This window comes from Rhizobium sp. YS-1r (assembly GCF_000757525.1).
GTDB classification, from domain to species: domain Bacteria; phylum Pseudomonadota; class Alphaproteobacteria; order Rhizobiales; family Rhizobiaceae; genus Neorhizobium; species Neorhizobium petrolearium.
On record NZ_JPYQ01000006.1, the window covers coordinates 672,420 to 688,804 of the forward strand.

Below are 16,385 nucleotides of genomic sequence, written 5' to 3' on the forward strand. Positions count from 1 at the left end.
ATCATCGATATCCGCGACGTCGAAGTGATCGCGCCGAATTTCAAGCGGCGCCTCTCCGGCGTCACGTCGACGATCATCCAGCTCATCCCGGTCCAGAGGTCGCTCGGCCAGAAGGTTGCAGCGCTTGGGCCGGGCCTGCCTGCCGATCTGCCGCATATCCGATATCGCGATCTCCTCGCCCTCTGGCATCCGCCCCTCGGCAAACGTTTCCGCATCTGGCATGCCCGCCGCAATGTCGAGATGCTGCCGGCGATTTTCATGCGCGACGTGTTGCGCATGCCGCTGAAGATCGTCTTCACCTCGGCCTCGCAGCGCCGCCATACCGGCTGGACGAAATGGCTCATCTCGAAGATGGACAATGTGATTGCCGTCTGCGGCAAGACGGCCGATTACCTTACCGTCCCGAACACGGTCATCCTGCATGGCATCGACACTGACCGCTTCTCACCACCCGGAGACAAAGCTGAAGCCAGGCGAGCACGCGGCCTCGATCCTGCGAAAAAATTCGTCGGCTGCTTCGGCCGCGTGCGGCACCAGAAAGGTACGGATGTCTTCGTGGATTCGATGATCCGCCTGCTGCCCGACCGGCCTGACTGGGCGGCGATCGTCGCCGGGCGCGCCACCGGCCCGCATGTGGATTTCGAGAAGGGCCTGAAGGACAAGGTCGCTGCCGCCGGTCTCGCTGACCGCATCCTCTTCGTCGGCGAGCACACCAATATCAACGAATGGTACCGCGCCCTCGACCTCTTCATCGCCCCGCAGCGCTGGGAAGGCTTCGGGCTCACCCCCCTCGAAGCCATGGCGACGGCCGTGCCGGTGATCGCCACCGATGTCGGCGCCTTCCCGGAGCTTCTGGTCATCGGTGAAGATGAAACCGGTGTGATCATCGACCGCGGCAGCGTCGATGCCATGGCCGAAGCCGCGGCCCTCTTCATGGATGATGACGGGCGGCGGCAAGCCGCGTCGATCCGCTCGCGTGATCATGCGGTCGCGAATTTCAGCATCGAGGGCGAGGCAAAACGCCTCGGCAATATCTACCGGATCACGGCTTCCGCGTGAAAAGCTCCATATAAGCGCCGGCAACCGCCTCCTCGGAAAACTGCTGCATCAGCGTTTTGTATCCACCTTCTGCGACCGTCGCGGCGAGCGCCCTGTCAGTGATCAGCTCTGAGATCGCCCGCGAAAATCCGGCGGTGTCGTCGATATCGACCAGCAGTCCGTTTTCGCCGTCGCGCATGAACCAGGTCGGCCCCTCCGAGCGTGACGAAACGACCGGTCGTTTCTGCGCCCAGGCCTCCAGGATGACATTGCCGAGCGGCTCATGGCTGGACGGCATGACGAAGATATCGGCCGCGGCAACGTAGGGCCTTGCATCCTTCTGCCAGCCAAGGAAGCGCACGCGCCCGGTCATGCCCCGTTCCCTGACCTGCGCTTCCAGGGCCTCCTGTTCCTCGCCGTCGCCAGCCAGCCACAAATACGCATCCGGTACAGCGGCCATCGCATCGACCAGCGTGTGAAAGCCCTTCCGCTTCACGAACCGGCCCATAGACATGATGACCGGCACGTCCTCCGGCGTATCTGCCGAAGCACGCGAGGCCAGCGGCATGGCATCCGCATTGGTGAAATTGGAGATTACCTCGATGCCGCGCGTCCAGCCGAGTTTCCGGACCTGATCCGCAATGCCGGGTGTGTTGCAGACGATGACATCCGTGTTCTTGAAGTAACTGAGCCTGGCCGGATAATCGCCCAGTCGTGAAATCTTGATGCAGCCTTGATAGGCCGGCATCAGTTCGCTGGCGCGTGGAGCCCACGCCATCAAGGCATCCGGCTTTTCTTTCTTCGCCAGTCGAGCGACCTTCGCCGGCAGCAGGAGGCGATCGAGCGAGAGATTGCGAAAATTGCTTTCGATAATCTCCGCCACGCCCTCGATATCTTTCCGCCAGACACGGCCGGGTCTGATGATGGCGCGCTGTTCGACACCGCGACGCGCGAGCGCGTTGACGAGATGGACGAAAAAGCGTTCCGCGCCGCCATCCTTGCCGAAATGATAGTGATGGACCTTCATGACGCGGTTGAGCCGGTTTCGAACAGACGGATATAGGCATCGGTGATCGCCTTTTCCGAGAACCGCTCCTGAAGGGTGCGATGCCCTCCATCCACAAGACGTTGCCTGAGTGCCGGATCGTCCATCAGGCGCCGGATCGCCGTTGCCAGGCCGTCATGGTCGCCCGGATCATACATGAGCGCATCCGTCTCATTCGTCATCGCCCAGGAGGGGCCTTCCGCCCGCGACGACACGGTCGGCTTTCCGGCCGCCCAGCCCTCGAGGCAGACATTCCCGAGTGGCTCGTGCAGGGAGGCGATGGAAAAAACATCGGCGGCGGCGATATAGGCATAGGCATTCGTCTGCCAACCGGCAAAGCGCACGCGCGACCGAAGACCGAGCTCATCGACCAGCCGTTCGAGATTTTCCCGCTCCGGACCGTCGCCGACCAGCCAGAGATAGGCATTCTCGGCCTTCGTCATGGCGCGGATCAGTGTATCGAAACCCTTTCTCGGCACGAAGCGGCCGAGCCCCAGAACCACGAAGGCATCCGCCGGCGTCTGAAGTCTCTCCCGCGATACCGGGCTCACCGGAGCCGCCCGCGTGAAATTCGTGATGACTTCCAGCCCCCGCTTCCAGCCGAACGAGCGTACCTTCTCCGCCACGTCCGGCGTCAGGCAGACGAGGATTTCGGAATTCCGGTAGTACCCCAGATGCTCCGGATAGTCGCCGAGCCGGGAAATCCGCCGCGCCTTCTTGTAGTTGGGCATGAAGCGGCTCGCCCTTAATTGCCATGTCATGATCACATCGGGCTGGTATTCGCGCAGGATTCTCCACATGCGGAACGACAGCCAGAAGCGCGACAGCGAGATGCGCCGGAATATGCCCAGATAAACCTTGCCGCATTTCTCGAGATCCTTCTGCCAGGTCCGTCCCGGCCGGATCAGCATGCGCTGCTCGATGCCGCGTTCGTGCAGCGAGTTGGCGAGATTGACGAAAAAGCGTTCCGCGCCGCCCTCCTTGCCGAAATGGATGTGCAGGACCTTCATGCGTGTCTCCCGTTTCAGCGCGTCGGCGCGTCGTCCCGATTGGGGCGCTCCGTCAGCGCCTGGCGTTGGTAAAGCTTGGCCTCGGTGAGGAAGGCGTAGACCGCGACCGTCATCGCCTCGATGAACCCCGGCGCGCCGCAACGCCACAAACCGTTTCTCAGGTAAAGCCGGTAGAAATAGAGGAGCGGCGAAATGAAGAGCTTGACCGGCCTCGGCTTCTTGCCCTCCGCGAATTTCTGGTCCGCCTTGAGCGTCGAATACTTGTTTTCCTTGAGGATCTGTTCGTCGATGAGGATCGGCCGGTAGTGCAGCAGGCTGCCAGTCTTCGTCCTGGCGACCTTGCCGTCCGGCACGATACCCTCATGCACCGCCTGGTCGAGGTCGAAGGCGCCCCTTCCCTTGCGGATCAGCCGCAGGATCTTGCGCTCGTGAACCTTCTCGGGCGTGTAGCCGTAACCGATGAGATAGGGCCGTCGCGCCATCTTCCAGCCGACGATCTCCATGGGAGCCGCGACAAGCTCCGGCAGGAGCTTCCGCAGGGATACGTCCAGCCGCTCATCCGAATCGATGCTGAAACACCACGGCTCCCCGCACTGCTCCAGCGCGAACTGCTTCTGCCCCGCGTATCCACGCCATTTCTCATGGAAAAGCCGGATCGGCCAACCTTTGTCGATATAGGACTGGACCAGATCGATCGTTCCGTCCGTAGATCCAGAATCGACGATGACGATATCGGCGAAGTCGACGAGGCTCTCGATGCAGTTGCCGAGATAGGCTTCCTCGTTCTGGCAGATGATGAATGCGGAGATCGGAAGCCTGGCCATTGCCGAACTCAGATTTCCACGAGGCCGAGTTGTTTCACCTGCCGGATCGTCAGCATGGTGCGGACGGTATCCACATGTTCGTCCGCCGTCAGGACCTCGATGACAAAATCCTGGAAGACGGTGAGGTTCTGCGCCGTGCAGCGCAGCAGGAAATCGCTGTCTCCGTTGACCATCCAGGCCTCGCGCACCAGCGGCCATTGCTGCACCTTGGAAGCGAAGGCCTTGAGATCCGCATCCGACTGGCGCTTCAGCCCAACCATGCAGAAGGCGACGAGATCGAAGCCGAGCTTCGGGCCGTTCAGAAGCGCGTGATAACCCTCGATGATGCCGGCTTCCTCGAGCTTGCGCACCCGGCGCAGGCACGGCGGCGCGGAGATGCCCACACGTTCCGCGAGCTCGACATTCGTCATTCGCCCGTCGCGCTGAAGCTCTCTGAGGATTTTGATATCAATGGCGTCCAGATCGGCACGAAGCACGGCTTTCCCCTTTTGTCGAAAGGCTTTTAGCGGAAACGGCATTTAACGCAAGGATCATGGCCCTGCATGCCAACTGATCTGTTGTTAATGCAAAGCTGCCCTTGCATTCCTGCATGGATCGATCTTAGATGACGTTTTAAAGCGGCAGACCGGAAATCGACCCCCTATATGTGGGCTGAAAAAACATGAGTCGATCGGTCTTTGAAAGGAAACTGCATATGTCCGCCCGTCACACGGAGGTTTTGATCATCGGTTCCGGCCCGGCCGGTTACACCGCCGCAATCTATGCGGCACGCGCCATGCTGAAACCCGTGCTGATCGCCGGCCTGGAACAGGGCGGACAGCTCATGATCACCACGGATGTGGAGAACTATCCCGGCTTCGGCGATCCGATTCAGGGGCCCTGGCTGATGGAGCAGATGCTGAAACAGGCGACGCATGTGGGGACAGAAATCGTCAACGATCTCGTGACCGAGGTCGAGCTCGACCACCAGCCGTTCACTGTCCGCACGGATTCCGGCGCCGTCTGGACCGCCGATACACTCATCATCGCCACCGGTGCCAAGGCGAAATGGCTCGGTCTTGAAAGCGAGCAGCATTTCCAGGGATTCGGGGTCTCCGCCTGCGCCACCTGCGACGGTTTCTTCTACCGCAACAAGGATGTGATCGTGGTCGGCGGCGGCAATTCCGCGGTCGAGGAAGCGCTCTATCTCTCGAATATCGCCAGATCCGTGACTGTGGTCCACCGCCGCGATAGTTTCCGCTCCGAAAAAATCCTGCAGGAACGCCTTTTCCAGCGTCCGAATGTCAGCGTGCTGTGGAACACGGAAGTGGCCGAAATCACCGGCAAGCCGGCCAAGGCGCCACTGCCGCCATCCGTCGAGGGCGTGAAGCTGCGCAACACTGAAACGGGCGCGATCACCGAGCGGCCGATCGATGGCGTCTTCGTGGCGATCGGCCATGCGCCGGCGACCGAACTCTTCAAGGGCAAGCTGAAGACGAAGCCGAACGGCTATTTGTGGACGGCACCGGACTCCACCGCGACCGACGTGCCCGGCGTCTTTGCGGCCGGCGACGTGACGGACGACACCTTCCGCCAGGCGGTCACCGCTGCCGGCATGGGCTGCATGGCAGCTCTGGAAGCTGAGCGTTATCTCGCCGGTCTCCAGCCGGTGGCCGTGGCCGCGGAGTGACGTTCAGGGATGGGTATGCCGCTTGATTGGGATAAATTGCGCATTTTTCACGCTGCGGCGGAGGCTGGTTCGTTCACCCACGCGGCGGACAAGCTTCACCTTTCCCAGTCGGCGATCAGCCGTCAGGTCAGCGCGCTGGAACAGGATGTCGGGGTAAAACTCTTCCATCGCCACGCGCGCGGCCTGATCCTCACGGAGCAGGGCGAACTCCTTTACCGCACCGCGCATGACGTCTTGCTGAAGCTCGAAACAGTCAAGATGCAGCTCACCGAGACGACGGAGAAGCCGTCCGGCAAGCTGCGCGTCACCACGACGGTCGGCCTTGGCCAGGGCTGGCTGACCGACAAGGTGCAGGAGTTCCTTCAGCTCTATCCGGAAATGTCGATCCAGCTCATCCTCGACAACGAGGAACTGGATGTGAACATGCGCCATGCGGACTGCGCGATCCGGCTCCGTCAGCCGCAACAGTCCGACCTCATCCAGCGCAAGCTCTTCACCGTGCACATGCACGTCTATGCCGCCCCCTCCTACATCAATCGCTATGGGGAGCCGCAGTCGATCGAGGATCTCGACAATCACCGCATCATCACGTTCGGCGAACCGGCGCCGAGCTATCTGCTCGACGTCAACTGGCTGGAATATGCCGGCCGCTCGTCGGACAACACGCGCACGCCGCATCTGCAGATCAACAGCCAGACCTCGATCAAGCGGGCCTGCCTGCTGGGAATCGGGATAGCCTGCCTGCCGGATTACATCGTCGGCCGCGACCCTGGACTGATTCAGCTCGCGATCAATGCGGATATTCCATCCTTCGATACCTATTTTTGCTATCCGGATGAAATGAAGAACGCCGCGAAGCTCAAAGTCTTTCGTGATTTCGTCGTCGGCAAGGCCCGCAACTGGAATTTCTGAGCACCGATCAGGCGGTTCAGATGCGCCTCAAGCCCTTTAAACCTGAAGGATTCCAGCGCCCTAGCGTTGCCTGATATGTGTTTGCCGAGATCTTCCGATTGCAGCATTGCATGTTGCGCATGGCTGGCCTGCACAAAAGGGCATTGTTCACTGCACAAAAAACCACCATATCGCACACAGCTGATGCACATGGTGGCTTTTTCCTCCCAGTTCCACCGCAGCAGCTGTTCCCCTCTGGAGGTTTTTTGACCTTCACACTTATAGGGCCCTGGAGCGATCCGGTGGCCCTCTTTTTTTGCCCTGCGTGCAGCGAGCTCTTTTTTCTCCCGTCTCAAAACCTCTGTTCAATATTCCATCCGCACCCTTGTCGAGCGGTCTGCCCTTCCCCATATACTCTGGTAGCTGGCGCCTCCCGACGACATCCCAGTCGTCTGCGCTGGCTGTTCCCCTCTGGAGGTTTTGACCTTCACAACTGAAAGGGCCCTGGAGCGATCCGGCGGCCCATTTTTTTTTACGGACTTTCGTTTTTCGCAAACGCCTTCCTTTAAATCGTCATTGGACGATCTATATATCGGTAAACTCCGATACGGATCCTCAGATGGACAAGACGGAAATCCTGAAGGCGCTGGCGCATCCGACCCGGGTCGAATTCCTGGAATGGATGAAGGAGCCCGAGCGCCATTTCTCAGATCAGGCGCATCCGCTCGAAATGGGTATCTGCGCCAACCAGTTCGAAAAGCGCTGCGGCCTCTCCCAATCGACGGTCTCCGCGCATCTTTCGACGCTCGAAAAGGCTGGATTGCTGAAGATCGATCGCGTCGGCCAATGGGCGTTCTACCACCGCAATGAGGAAACCATTGCGGCCTTTCTCGACGAGCTCAGGTCAACCCTCTGATGCCGGCTCAATCCTCCCAAGTGCAAAAAAAGGAATTTCCGATGGCCAATCTTTTTGATCCGACCAAATTCGGCGACATCGAACTCGCCAACCGCATCGTCATGGCACCGCTCACCCGTAACCGATCGCCGAAGGCAATTCCGAACAATCTCAACGTCACCTATTACGAGCAACGTGCTACGGCCGGCCTGATCATCACCGAGGGAACGCCTGTCACCCAGCAGGGCCAGGGTTATGCCGATGTCCCGGGTCTTTACCTGCCGCAGGCAGTCGAGGGCTGGCAGAAGGTCACTGATGCCGTTCACAGGAAAGGCGGCAGGATCGTCACCCAGATCTGGCATGTCGGCCGTGTCTCCCACGTCTCGCTGCAGCCGAACGGTGCTGCGCCCGTTGCCCCCTCCGCCATCCCAGCCGGTACGAAAACCTACATCATCAATCCGAACGGCAGCGGCGCCTTTGTCGAAACCTCTGCGCCACGGGCGCTCGAACGCTCCGAAATCGCCGGTATCGTCGACGATTTCCGCAAGGGTGCCCGCGCCGCAATCGATGCCGGCTTCGACGGCATCGAACTGCACGGCGCTAACGGCTACCTGATCGACCAGTTCCTGAAGTCAGGTGCCAATCAGCGCACCGACGACTATGGCGGCTCGATCGAGAACCGCGCTCGCTTCCTGCTGGAGGTCGTCGATGCGGTCACCAGGGAAATCGGCGCCGGCCGGGTCGGCATCCGGCTGTCGCCGGTTACCCCGGGCAACGGCATCACCGAGACCGATCCGCAGCCCCTCTTCAACTACGTGGCCAAACAGCTCGGCCCGCGCGGCCTCGCCTTCATCCATGTGATCGAGGGCGCAACCGGGGGTGATCGCGATTTCTTCCAGGGCGACAAGCCCTTCGATTATCAGGAGCTCAAGGCCGTCTATCGCAAGGCCGGCGGCACCGGCGGCTGGCTGGTCAATAACGGATACGATCGCGAAAGCGCCATCGAGGCGGTCGAGAGCGGATATGCCGATGCGGTCGCCTTCGGCAAGCTGTTCCTTGCCAATCCGGACCTCGTTGATCGGCTCCGGCAGAATGCGCCTCTCAATGAGCCGGACAAGGCCACCTTCTATGGCGGCGGCGCAAAGGGGTATACCGATTATCCCGCGCTCGAAGCCGTCGCTTGATAGGAAAGCGAGGGGCCGCGCCATGAGGCCCTTTCGCTGGTGACTAAACCTCGCATCTCACTCGGCGTCATCCTCGGGCTTGTCCCGAGGACTTGCCCACATCGACCGTTTGTAGATCCTCGGGTCAAGCCCGAGGATGACGAAGGAACAGCCGACGGCCTTCCCAAGAGCAGTCAGCAGGCCCTTTTTCGTTAGGCCAGCAGTGCCACCGGCTTTGCCCCCTTGGCCAGCTTCGCTTCCAGGCACCCAAGGTCGATAAGCGCCGCCCTGACCGCCTCATCGATCGGCGTCGACGGCTCCTCCCCGAGGAACGCCAGAAGCTTGTCGTTGCGCATCCGGACCGGCATCTTCCAAAGGTAACGCATCTCGCCGAGCTCGCGGAACAGGGGCACGAAGGGTGACGCAAGCGTCAGCAGCCACCAGGGGAAGGCCTTGACCTTCGGTTTCCTACCGACGACACGACCGATCGCTGCGATCATTTCACGACCGCCCTCATCCCAGAACCCGTTCATGTGGAAGAGCGTAAAACGCGGCAATTCACTCTCCCTGCCGATCAGGCGCAGCATGGTTTCCGCGACATCCGGGAGGTAGGCCCATTGATGGCCGACGTCCCTGGCATTCGGCCGGCTGACGGACGTCACCGGCTTGCCGGCCTTCACCAGTCCCTGGCCGAACCAGCTATTGCCCGCGCCGGGACCGAAATAATCGCCGGCCCGCACGATCAGCACCGGCACGCCCTCCTCCGAAGCCGCCTTCAGTCGACGCTCCATCTCGACGCGGATCTTTCCCTTGCGGGTGACAGGGTTTTGCGGGCTTTCCTCGGTAACGTTCGGAAAGACGTCCGGCCCGTAGTTATAGACCGTACCCGGCAGCAGGATGCGGGCACCTACGTCTCTTGCCGCCGCGACCGTATTGTCCAGCATCGGCAGGACCAGCTTTTCCCAGTCCTTGTAGCCCGGCGGATTGACGGCGTGGACGATCAGCCTGACGTCCTGGGCAGCGCGACGAACATCGGCGGCACTCATCGCATCGCCTTGGATCCAATGGAAACGCGGCTCGCGCCGGGTAGCTTCGTCGGCCTTTCGGTTCAACGCGCGAACAGTCCAGCCGCGGGCTACGAGTCCGCGCGCCACATAGCCGCCAATGCCGCCGGTGGCACCGAGGACAAGAGCGACCGGTTTGGCGATCGAGATATTGGTCATGGCGATATTCCTTTTCAGTGCGGTTTCGATGGCTGGAATATCGCGCGGTTTCGCACTATACGGAATTGGCGGAAACTTTTTGGCATCCATACAAAAATGAATGACATCAGCTGGGATTTCTACCGAACCTTCCTCGCCGTGCTGCGCTTGGGCTCGCTTTCAGCGGCGGCACGCGAACTCGGCCTCACCCAACCCACCGTCGGCCGGCATATCGACGCCCTGGAACAGGCGGTCGGCTACCAGCTCTTCACCCGCTCGCAACAGGGTCTTTTGCCTACCGATCCGGCGCTGGCGTTGAAACCCTATGCCGAGAACCTAGCCGCCACGACGGCTGCCATGCAGCGGCTCGCGTCGGGTGAATTCGGCGCCATACGAGGCACGGTCAGGATCAGCGCCAGCGACGTGGTCGGCGTGGAAGTCCTGCCGCCAATTCTCGCGGCGCTTCAGGACGAACATCCAGGCCTCGAACTGGAACTCTCACTTTCGGACTCATTGGAGGATCTTCTGAAGCGCGAGGCGGATATCGCCGTGCGCATGACGAGCCCGGCTCAGGAAGCGCTCGTCGCCCGTCATATCGGAGACATTCCGCTCGGGCTCTATGCTCATCGCCGCTATTTGGAGCGGCACGGACCTCCGGAAAATGCGGAAGGACTTCTGACCCATCGGCTGATCGGCTTCGATCGTCGCTCGGCCTTTGTCCGCGCGGCGGCGGACCGCATCCGCACCAGCGCCCCGGCCTTTCCGGATCTGGAACGCGTCCGCTGGAGCTATCGCGCCGACAGCAACCTCGCCCAGCTTGCGGCGATCCGGGCCGGCGCGGGCATCGGCATCTGCCAGGTCGGCATCGCCCGGCGCGATCCGGATCTCGTCCGGGTCCTGCCGGATATCTTTCAACTGCCGCTCGACACCTGGGTCGCCATGCACGAGAACCTGAAATCCTCACCGCGCTGGCGCGTTACCTTCGACGCACTCGTGAAAGGCCTTCTGAAGTACGCCCGCAACTGACGGCCTTGACCGGCATCAGCGGGCGTCGGCGCCCTCGTCCCCATCCACGACCTCGGCTTCCGGGCGATCACCGCCCTCGCTGTATTCGGTGTGCCAGACGCCCTTTTCGTCCTGCCAGCTGATCTCCTCCGGTTCGCCGCCAACCTGCTGTTCTGCAGCCACGATACGGGCTGCCTGCAGGGCATCTGAATGCGTAGGGAAAGTTTCCGAATAGACGTCACCCTGACGATATGCCCAGCCGCCGTCGTGCTGTACGACCTTGTAGACGATCTTGGTCATTCTTCCTCCTTGTCCTTTCATGGCCACAACGATCTCTCCGGATCCGTCTCCAGACGCGGTATCGGGGTAAAGAAGCAAAAGAGGTGCCCCGAAGTTCCAGGCCACATATTAAATTATGGCATCAAAGCGCGGCTGTCGCAAATCCTTGAAGAGAAAAACGAACCTCCTTGATGCCGCAAGCCGCCGCGTTAGATTGTGTCCGCAAAAGCATGGAGCCGCCGGTGGGACTTCTCCCTCTTCTGAAACAGGAACGATCCCTCATCGCAGCGCTTGCGGCAGCCTTTATCGCCTATGCCGTTGAGCATTCGATCCTGGACGGCGGCCGAACCGCCTCGGCGGTCGCCGCCGTGGTACTGATCGCGGTCATCATCCTCGCGTCGACGCGCGTCGCCCACCATGCGGAAGTGCTCGCCCACAAGGTCGGCGATCCCTACGGCACGATGATCCTGACGCTTTCAGCCGTCGCGGTGGAAGTGCTGATCCTCGCGATCATGATGGGCAACACGACATCGCCCACACTTGTACGCGACACGATCTATGCCGCGGTCATGCTGGACATCAACGGCATCCTCGGCCTTGCCGCCCTGCTCGGCGGGCTTCGTCATGGAGAGCAGCCTTATAACGACGATTCCAGCCGCACCTACAGCGTCATGATCCTGACGGCCATGAGCATCTCCATGGTGGTGCCGGAGTTCATTCCGGCCTCCAAATGGCATTACTATTCCGCCTTCACGATCGGCGCGATGATCGCGCTCTACGCCCTCTTCCTGCGCATGCAGGTCGGCACGCACAGCTATTTCTTCAGCTACAGCTATCCCCGCACGAAAACGGCAGCAGGGGGGCTCACCCCGCAGAAGGAAGCCAAGGAGGAGGAGGCTGTGGCCTCCATTGTCATCATCCTCTTCGGCGTCCTGATCATCGGCTTTCTCGCGGAATTCATGTCGGCCTTCATGAACGTCGGGCTCGATGGCACCGGCGCGCCGCCGGCCTTGATGGCGGTCGTGGTCGCGGCCATTTCCGCGGCACCCGAAATCCTGACCGCGCTGCGTGCTGCGCTCCGCAACCGCATGCAGTCGGTCGTCAACATCGCCATGGGTGCCTCGCTGTCGACGGTCATCCTCACCGTGCCGGTGATGGAAGCGATCGCTCTTTACAGCGGCCAGCCCTTCATCATGGCCATGACTCCGGTCCAGACGGTGATGGTGGCCGTCACGCTGGTTGCCGTGGCGATCAACCTCAACGACGGCCAGACGAATGCTATCGAGGGCATGACCCATTTTGTGCTTTTCGCCACGTTCGTGATGCTGACGGTCCTCGGACTCTGACAAAAAGCGATTCCGGAACAACAACTTGCATATGCATACGGAATCGGGTTGAGAAGACGTTGAATCAACCTGCGAAATGTGCTGTTTCACCTTCAAAGGCGCATACCTGTATACATGCCTTCGCCGCTGCACGGCAGTGCAGCTTATATCCGTGAATGGAGGACCCCATGCCGACACCGCCCTATAGAGCCGATCACGTTGGTTCGCTCCTGCGCCCCGCTTCCGTCAAGGAGGCCCGCAGGAAGTTCTACGAAGAGAAGAGCATTTCCGCCGACGAGCTGAAGGCTGTCGAGGACGAGGCCATCAAGGACCTCGTGAAGCTGCAGGAAGGCGTCGGCCTCAAGGTCGTCACCGACGGCGAAGCGCGCCGCCATTTCTGGCACTACGATTTCCTCGGTGAGCTCGACGGGATGGAGTTCGTCACCCGCGAAGCGCATAAGGGCGTCACCTTCCACGGCGTCAAGCTGCCGCCGACCTTCCCGACCATCAACGGCAAGCTCGACTTCCCGGATAATCACCCGCATCTGGAGCATTTCAAGTATCTCGCTTCGGTGACCAAGGTTACGCCGAAGATCTCTATTCCCGGCCCGAGCGTCGCTCACTACCGCACCGCGAAGGCGGATATCCATCCTGCCGAATATCAGGACGTCGAGGTACTGTTCGCCGATCTCGCCAGGACCTATGCCAAGGCCGTGCAGAAGTTCTACGAAGCCGGCTGCCGCTATCTGCAAATGGACGACATCTACTTCGCCTATCTGGGTGACGAAAAGCAGCGAGCCATGAAGCGGGAAGAAGGTTTCGACCCCGACTGGCTGATTCAGAAATACGCATGGATGATGCATGAGGCGATCAAGGACCGTCCGAAGGACATGCTGATCGGCATGCATATGTGCCGTGGCAACTTCCGTTCCACCTGGGCTGCCGAAGGCGGCTACGACGCAGCAGCCGACGCGATCTTCAACCATACCGGCGTCGACATGTTCTTCATGGAATACGATACCGAGCGGGCCGGCGGGCTGCAGCCGCTCAGTCTTCTCAAGAAGGGCAAGCAACGCGTCTATCCAGGCTTCATCACCACCAAGACCGGCGAACTGGAAAGCCTGGATTCGCTCCGCCGTCACTTTGACGAGGCTTCGAAATACGTCGATCTCGACCAGCTCGGCATCGCACCCCAATGCGGCTTTGCCTCGACCGAGGAAGGCAATTCGATCACCGAGGACGACCAGAAGCGCAAGCTGGAGCTCGTCGTCAAGACGGCCGAAATGATCTGGGGCACGGCCTGACAAGTTACGCGGCCGCAGCCCGCGACGGATTGCGGCCCCTCCTCTTGAGAAAAAAATCCTCCGCGATAATTCTTAGTTGGTACGTAGCCAACGAGGGACCACGACATGGGTATTTTCGACAAGATCAAGAATGCTATTTTCGGACGGGCGGAAGCGGCTGAGACTGCAGCGCCCGCCACTTCCGCCCCGACTGCGGCGCAATCGGCTCCGGCAGCTACGCAGGCACCACCGGCGGCCCCTGCTCCCTCCACCTCGACGCCGGTGGACGTCACGCCCGTTCTGGACGCCGCCGTCAAGAAAAGCGGCCAGAAGCTCGACTGGCGCAAATCGATCGTCGACCTGATGAAGGCACTTGATCTTGATTCCAGCCTTTCCGCCCGCAAGGAACTGGCGGACGAATTGGGATATGCCGGGGCGAAGGACGGCTCGGCCGAAATGAACATGTGGCTCCACAAGGCCCTGATGAAGAAACTTTCCGAGAACGGCGGCAAGGTTCCTGCCGACCTTCTCGACTGAGTTTCCGGGACAACGATCAGACGAAAGGCCCGCCGCATTGGCGGGCTTTTTTGCTTGTGAAGGGGCAAGCGAAGAGCTCGACAGGAGCCAGATAAAATTATCTTGAATGGGGCGTGTGCGATCATTCCGGGTAGACGCCCTAGATGAAGGTGTCGTTCGACACGCGTTCGCCGCATGCGGAATGTCGGTTCTGGCTTCGCGGCGAACGCCGCCTCATTGAAGGGAGTTTACGATGAAACGCCTCAGCCTTCTCCTGACCGGTTCGGCTCTCTCCGCAGCGTTGATCGCGGCGCCGGCCTTTGCCCAGACGGCCGGCCAGCCTGTGGAAACCAAACGCCCCAATGCTCCCGACCAGCGGCCCGCCTTTGCCGGCCAGACGCGCGCGCCGCAACCCGCGCAGATGCCGAAGATCGCGCCTGAGGTCGTTGCGGAAGACCTGCCGCATCTCTGGGCCATGGAATTCCTGCCCGATGGCCGCATGCTGGTAACCGCCAAGCAAGGCGCCATGCACATCATCTCGGAAGAAGGCGAAGCCGGGCCGGCGATCAATGGTGTTCCCGATGTCCTTTCCGGCGGCCAGGGTGGATTGCTGGATGTCGCGCTCGCGCCCGATTTCGCCACCTCCGGCATGATCTTCTTCTCCTTTTCTGAGGAGCGGGAAGACGGCAACGGTACATCGGTCGCCTCGGCAAGGCTGGTTCCGGACGATAACGGCGGCGGCAAACTGGAAAACGTCAATGTCATCTTCCGTCAGATGCCGAGCTACGACGGCAACAAGCATTTCGGCTCGCGCCTCGTTTTTGGCCCGAACGACGAGCTTTACGTCACCGTCGGCGAGCGCTCCGATCCCGAACCGCGCGTCCAGGCGCAGGATCTTTCAAGCGGTCTCGGCAAGGTCTTCCGCATCGACAGGAGTGGCAAGGCCCTGCCGGACAACCCCTTCGTCAACCGCGAGGGCGCACAGCCGGAAATCTGGTCCTACGGTCACCGGAACCTGCAGTCGGCCACGCTCGACGGTCAGGGCCGCCTCTGGACGGTCGAGCATGGCCCCCGTGGCGGCGACGAGTTGAACCGGCCGGAAGCCGGCAGGAATTACGGCTGGCCGGAGGTCACCTACGGCATCGATTACAGCGGCGCTCCGATCGGCGAAGGCATCACCGCCATGAGGGAAACGGAACAGCCGGTCTACTATTGGGATCCGGTCATCGCGCCATCCGGCATGGCCTATTACGATGCTGATCTTATCCCGGAATGGAAAGGCGCATTCCTGATCGGCGGGCTCGTTGCACAGGGCGTTGTCGTTGTCCACATGGATGATGACAAGGTCGCCTACGAGGAGCGCGTGCCGCTCCAGGCCCGCATCCGCGATGTCAAGGTCGGTCCAGACGGCGCAGTCTACGCGGTCACCGAACGGCGCGGCGGCGGTGGATCGACGATCCTCCGGCTGACCAAGAGCTGATAGGCCTACAAGGTACTCTCCCGCGCCGCCTCCGTAGAATTTGAACGCGAGGCGGTGCCCGACGAGTGCTCGGTCTATCGTCACGAGCTGCAATCCTTCGATCTGGCATTGCGCCAATAGCAGCCGGTCGAAGGGATCGCGCGTTTCGGGTTCCGGCTCGGCGGCGGTGATGACGTGCGGAATGCCGATGGGCAGAATGGTGAGACCTCCGCCTTCCAGAACGATCTGCATGTCCTCAAGCGGCACGCCAGGATCGAGCTTTCCGAGGCGCGACTTGATCGCGATCTCCCAAAGGCTGGCGACACTGACGAAACCGGAGAAATCCGCGGCGCTGATGAGCTTGCTTATGTTTGGGAACCGTTGACGCGTGTCGGCACGCAAAATAGCTAGAATGATATGCGTGTCGAGAAGACACGGCTTGGTCAAGGCAACGGCCTCAGTAGGAAATCTTCCGGCAGCGGATCGTCGAAATCATCCGAAATATATGGGACGGGATTGGTAATGCCCCGAGCACGAAGATGAGCCTGGATCGCATCCAAATCAATCCCGCCTTTCTTCTTCGGCAGCTCTTGATGCGGCACGAGGTCGAACACCGGCTTGCCGTCGCGCGTCACGATGACAGTCTCGCCTTGCTCCACATCCTGGGCAAGTTCGTCGAGACGGCTCTGAGCTTCGCGAATAGAGACGGTTTTCATACGAGAAATGTATGTTCGGCTGCGCCTATCGTCAACAGAAGCCTTCGAATGCAAAACCCGCCGTC

The 16,385-nt window shown here is 60.9% G+C and carries 17 protein-coding genes and 1 pseudogene; 10 read left to right on the forward strand and 8 right to left on the reverse strand.

Annotation, left to right across the window (positions count from 1 at the left end):
• Positions 1 to 1,059 (forward strand): glycosyltransferase family 4 protein, encoded by a 1,059-nt coding sequence (locus JL39_RS07610; protein ID WP_037148638.1) that lies wholly within the window; start codon positions 1 to 3, stop codon positions 1,057 to 1,059.
• Here the strand turns inward: JL39_RS07610 and JL39_RS07615 are convergent.
• From JL39_RS07615 to JL39_RS07630, 4 genes are read right to left on the reverse strand one after another with little or no spacing between them, the layout of a single operon-like run.
• A complete protein-coding gene (locus JL39_RS07615; protein ID WP_037147956.1) occupies positions 1,043 to 2,065 on the reverse strand; it encodes a glycosyltransferase in 1,023 nt (340 codons plus the stop codon). The two genes, JL39_RS07610 and JL39_RS07615, sit on opposite strands and share 17 nt — an antisense overlap.
• Positions 2,062 to 3,093: a glycosyltransferase gene (locus tag JL39_RS07620; protein WP_037147958.1), complete on the reverse strand. Its 1,032-nt coding sequence runs from the start codon at positions 3,091 to 3,093 to the stop codon at positions 2,062 to 2,064. Before JL39_RS07620 ends, JL39_RS07615 begins: the two co-directional genes overlap by 4 nt.
• Before the next feature lie 14 nt (positions 3,094 to 3,107).
• Positions 3,108 to 3,917 carry a glycosyltransferase family 2 protein gene (locus JL39_RS07625; protein ID WP_037147960.1) on the reverse strand — a complete coding sequence of 270 codons (810 nt, stop codon included), beginning with the start codon at positions 3,915 to 3,917 and terminating at the stop codon, positions 3,108 to 3,110.
• An 8-nt stretch (positions 3,918 to 3,925) separates the two neighbouring features.
• Positions 3,926 to 4,393, reverse strand: coding sequence for an Lrp/AsnC family transcriptional regulator (locus JL39_RS07630; RefSeq protein WP_037147962.1), 468 nt, complete (start codon positions 4,391 to 4,393; stop codon positions 3,926 to 3,928).
• 218 nt (positions 4,394 to 4,611) lie between these two features.
• On the opposite strand from JL39_RS07630, the gene trxB reads away from it, so the two are divergent.
• The 4 genes from trxB to JL39_RS07650 all read left to right on the forward strand — a co-directional run bounded on the left by trxB (position 4,612) and on the right by JL39_RS07650 (position 8,556).
• Complete coding sequence (gene trxB, locus JL39_RS07635) at positions 4,612 to 5,586, forward strand: thioredoxin-disulfide reductase (protein ID WP_037147964.1); 975 nt, start codon at positions 4,612 to 4,614, stop codon at positions 5,584 to 5,586.
• Between the two features lie 15 nt (positions 5,587 to 5,601).
• Positions 5,602 to 6,498, forward strand: a complete 897-nt coding sequence (locus tag JL39_RS07640) for a LysR family transcriptional regulator VtlR (protein ID WP_037148640.1) — start codon at positions 5,602 to 5,604, stop codon at positions 6,496 to 6,498.
• A gap of 598 nt (positions 6,499 to 7,096) precedes the next feature.
• Complete coding sequence (locus tag JL39_RS07645) at positions 7,097 to 7,393, forward strand: metalloregulator ArsR/SmtB family transcription factor (RefSeq protein WP_037147966.1); 297 nt, start codon at positions 7,097 to 7,099, stop codon at positions 7,391 to 7,393.
• Between the two features lie 41 nt (positions 7,394 to 7,434).
• Positions 7,435 to 8,556, forward strand: a complete 1,122-nt coding sequence (locus JL39_RS07650) for an alkene reductase (RefSeq protein WP_037147968.1) — start codon at positions 7,435 to 7,437, stop codon at positions 8,554 to 8,556.
• A 191-nt stretch (positions 8,557 to 8,747) separates the two neighbouring features.
• Here JL39_RS07650 and JL39_RS07655 read toward each other — a convergent pair whose 3' ends face one another.
• Complete coding sequence (locus JL39_RS07655) at positions 8,748 to 9,758, reverse strand: NAD-dependent epimerase/dehydratase family protein (RefSeq protein ID WP_037148643.1); 1,011 nt, start codon at positions 9,756 to 9,758, stop codon at positions 8,748 to 8,750.
• 96 nt (positions 9,759 to 9,854) lie between these two features.
• Between JL39_RS07655 and JL39_RS07660 the strand changes: the two genes are divergently transcribed.
• On the forward strand, positions 9,855 to 10,763 hold the full coding sequence (locus JL39_RS07660; RefSeq protein ID WP_037147970.1) for a LysR family transcriptional regulator: 909 nt from the start codon (positions 9,855 to 9,857) through the stop codon (positions 10,761 to 10,763).
• Between the two features lie 15 nt (positions 10,764 to 10,778).
• Here JL39_RS07660 and JL39_RS07665 read toward each other — a convergent pair whose 3' ends face one another.
• A complete protein-coding gene (locus JL39_RS07665; RefSeq protein ID WP_037147972.1) occupies positions 10,779 to 11,042 on the reverse strand; it encodes a DUF2188 domain-containing protein in 264 nt (87 codons plus the stop codon).
• Between the two features lie 209 nt (positions 11,043 to 11,251).
• Between JL39_RS07665 and JL39_RS07670 the strand changes: the two genes are divergently transcribed.
• From JL39_RS07670 to JL39_RS07685, 4 genes are all read left to right on the forward strand, one after another.
• Positions 11,252 to 12,367 carry a calcium:proton antiporter gene (locus JL39_RS07670; protein WP_037147974.1) on the forward strand — a complete coding sequence of 372 codons (1,116 nt, stop codon included), beginning with the start codon at positions 11,252 to 11,254 and terminating at the stop codon, positions 12,365 to 12,367.
• Between the two features lie 167 nt (positions 12,368 to 12,534).
• Positions 12,535 to 13,650 carry a 5-methyltetrahydropteroyltriglutamate--homocysteine S-methyltransferase gene (locus JL39_RS07675; protein WP_081952745.1) on the forward strand — a complete coding sequence of 372 codons (1,116 nt, stop codon included), beginning with the start codon at positions 12,535 to 12,537 and terminating at the stop codon, positions 13,648 to 13,650.
• Between the two features lie 105 nt (positions 13,651 to 13,755).
• On the forward strand, positions 13,756 to 14,166 hold the full coding sequence (locus tag JL39_RS07680; protein ID WP_037147977.1) for a DUF3597 domain-containing protein: 411 nt from the start codon (positions 13,756 to 13,758) through the stop codon (positions 14,164 to 14,166).
• Positions 14,167 to 14,398: 232 nt separating this feature from the next.
• Entirely contained in the window at positions 14,399 to 15,625 is a 1,227-nt protein-coding gene (locus JL39_RS07685; protein WP_037147979.1) for a PQQ-dependent sugar dehydrogenase, read from the forward strand.
• A 39-nt stretch (positions 15,626 to 15,664) separates the two neighbouring features.
• On the opposite strand, the pseudogene JL39_RS30870 reads toward JL39_RS07685, so the two are convergent.
• Together JL39_RS30870 and JL39_RS07695 are read right to left on the reverse strand one after the other, a co-directional pair.
• Positions 15,665 to 16,051: pseudogene (locus JL39_RS30870) on the reverse strand (type II toxin-antitoxin system VapC family toxin); the annotation flags it as partial.
• Positions 16,048 to 16,320, reverse strand: coding sequence for a type II toxin-antitoxin system prevent-host-death family antitoxin (locus tag JL39_RS07695; RefSeq protein ID WP_037147984.1), 273 nt, complete (start codon positions 16,318 to 16,320; stop codon positions 16,048 to 16,050). The pseudogene JL39_RS30870 and the gene JL39_RS07695, both read right to left, overlap by 4 nt.
• Positions 16,321 to 16,385: the final 65 nt, after the last annotated feature.